Origin of the sequence: Microcoleus sp. A6-C6 (assembly GCF_036705955.1) — a bacterium.
Taxonomy (GTDB): Bacteria; Cyanobacteriota; Cyanobacteriia; order Cyanobacteriales; family Microcoleaceae; genus Microcoleus.
Genome location: NZ_JAUBVR010000165.1, coordinates 1 through 2,911, shown reverse-complemented (window position 1 = coordinate 2,911; position 2,911 = coordinate 1). Strand labels below are relative to the sequence as shown.

Here is a 2,911-nt window from a genome sequence, read left to right as displayed (position 1 = left end):
TGCAGGAATTTACAATTATGACCTGTATTTATCATTACAACAGGCGAGCATTTGATATTTTCGCAGGAGGTCTACTGTAAGCAATCAATTCATAGCCCAATGTGTCTAGGTCTACACCTGAGTAAAGCGCAATATTGCCATAACACGCGATCCCATAACCAGCAAAGAGAAAATCACCTGTCTCCATGCCTGTGCTGTAGCTTTCTTTTAGCATCGGTATCGTTGCCCTGAGTGCTTGCTGGTGATGTTGGATGAAAATCCCAAACAGACTGAGGGTGATGGACTTCATTGCCTGAACATTAAATCGCTCCAGCAATGAGAGCGCTAAGGAGCCAAACTTATAGCCTGTTTGAACTTCGCCCAAAAAAGCACACAGTACCATGCCATGAATCGCGTAACCAACTGTCGAAGTGGGTGCATTACCAAACTGGATGGACAACCTCACCATCGTCGCACTCAACAGAGGCAATAATCCAGGCATTCTTTGGAGTACGGGGGCAAACAAGGTGCCTAACAGTTGCATCGCAGCAAGAGTAACGGGATCGCTCATCACAGGCAAATCAATCAACTCGCTAATTTCTCTTCCCTGAAGTTGGTTGTCAAGATATTGTAAGACTTTACCAATCTTGGCTTCGTCTACTTCCGTGCCGAGTTCTACTCCCAATTGGGCTAGGGCGTTTCTTCCCACTGCGATCGCTGCTAACATCTGGCTTTGGGCTGTTTGCGCCGCAATTTGAATTTCGTAGATTTTCACTTTGTCGAAAATTGTCTGCGCCTGCTGCAATACTAATACAGCAAGATGTTCCATATCCTCAAAATCACCATTCAAATAACTGGCTTCCGTTGCTGCCACATGGAGGTTCAATGCTAATTCGTACTCTGTTTTCCAGCAGTCTGCTTGTAATAGCTCAATCCCTATTTTTAGATAATCCATTGCGGCGGCGTAGGCTGTGGAATTTTTCGCCTTACCTCCAGCGTTCAAATTCAGTTGTGCTAATTCTGTCCGTTCCGACGGTTGAATTATCAGATATCTGCCAATATTAAGATGATTGACAATATCAAACAGTTTCTCTTCCTTTGTACTCGGTGACGCATCTTGCAGCAAAAGTTGACCTATTTGCAGATGGGTAATTTGTTTCCGATCGTCAGGAATGAGGGAATAGGCAGCTTGTTGGACGCGATCGTGCAAAAACTTATAATTGAGCGTTTCAGTTTGTGTGTTTTGGGTTGTATCTAGTTCGCCCACGTAGAACTTATAAATTTCACTTTGGGGGATGATTAACCCTTCCTGCAAGGCTTTCCAAAGGGCGACGGCGACATCAGATTCAGATTGCTCAGAGACGATCGCCAGAGTATTCAAATCGAACTGTGCGCCAATACAAGCGGCTAATTTCAGAATATATTGCGTATCAGAGGGCAGTTTTTGTAACTGTGATGCCATAAATTCCACAACATCATCGGACATGGCAACAGAGCGAATCTCTGCTAGATCACACTGCCAATGTCCCAGGTTGCGATCGAACTGAATCAATCCATCTTCATACAATGCTTTGAGAAACTGAGTAGCAAAAAAGGGATTACCTTTTGTTTTGACAGCAATCAGTTCTGCTAAGGCTTCCGCGCTCAAAATATGGCAGTTGAGCGTGTCAGCGACTAGCTGGTTTAAGCTACCCTGACTGAGGGAACCCAAAGTAATGGTATTGATGGTGGCGTTGGCTTTGGCTACAGCATCTAAGGTCAACATTAAGGGATGCGCCGGTGAAACTTCATTATCTCGGTAAGCCCCGATCATCAATAAATAGTGGCTTTCCAACTCGTTCATCAAAATTTGCATCAAATTGAGTGAGGCAGAATCAGCCCACTGTAAATCATCCAAAAATATCACTAAGGGATGTTCTTTAGTTGTGAAGACTTGAATGAACTTTTGAAATAGTAAATTAAATCTATTTTGTGCCGCCGTTCCTGATAATTCTGTCGCAGGTGCTTGCTTACCAATAATGCGTTCTAATTCGGGAATGACTTCGATAATTACCTGCCCATTGTCCCCTAGAGCCTGAAGAATCTGAGTTTTCCAGATATGTAGTTCGGTGTCGCTTTCACTAAGCAACTGCCCCATTAAATCACGGAATACTTGCACAAAGGCTGAGAAGGGGATATTCCGATTAAATTGGTCATATTTGCCTTTGATAAAATAACCCCGTTGTCTAACAATTGGTTTATGCACTTCGTTGACAACCGCAGTTTTACCAATTCCCGAAAACCCAGCTACCAGCATCATTTCTGTTGCACATTGGCTAACACGTTCAAACGCTTGGAGTAGGGTTGATACTTCGGCTTCTCTTCCATAGAGTTTGTCGGGGATGAGGAAGCGATCGCACAGATCCCTCTGAGCTATTTCAAAACTCTGAATTTCACCAGTTTCTTGAAGTTGAGTTAAACATTTTTCTAAATCATATTTTAATCCTAAAGCACTTTGATATCTATCTTCAGCATTTTTGGTCATCAGTTTCATGACGATATCACAAAGGACTTGGGGAATAGGAAAATCAACCTCACCCGCCAACGGCAACCTGTTGGGGTGAGGTTGATTCATATTTGGTGATTGTTTGGCAATATGAGAATGTACTAATTCCATCGGGTCATTTGATTGAAATGGTAATTCTCCCGTGAGTAATTCGTAGAAAGTTACACCCAAGGAATAAAAATCTGTGCGGTAGTCAATTCCCCGATTCATTCTTCCTGTTTGTTCGGGAGAAATATAAGCTAGGGTTCCTTCTAAGACATTGGGATTAATCAGGGTTTGGGTTTCTCGTGGTAGTAAAGATGCAATACTGAAGTCAATTAATTTGACTTGTTTGGTTTCTGGATTAATAAGAATATTGGCGGGTTTGATGTCTTTATGTATAATCCG

1 pseudogene is annotated in these 2,911 nt (G+C 42.7%); it reads right to left on the bottom strand.

The window, feature by feature from the left end:
• Positions 1 to 76: 76 nt before the first annotated feature.
• Positions 77 to 2,911, bottom strand: a pseudogene (locus QUB52_RS28885) (ATP-binding protein); the annotation flags it as partial.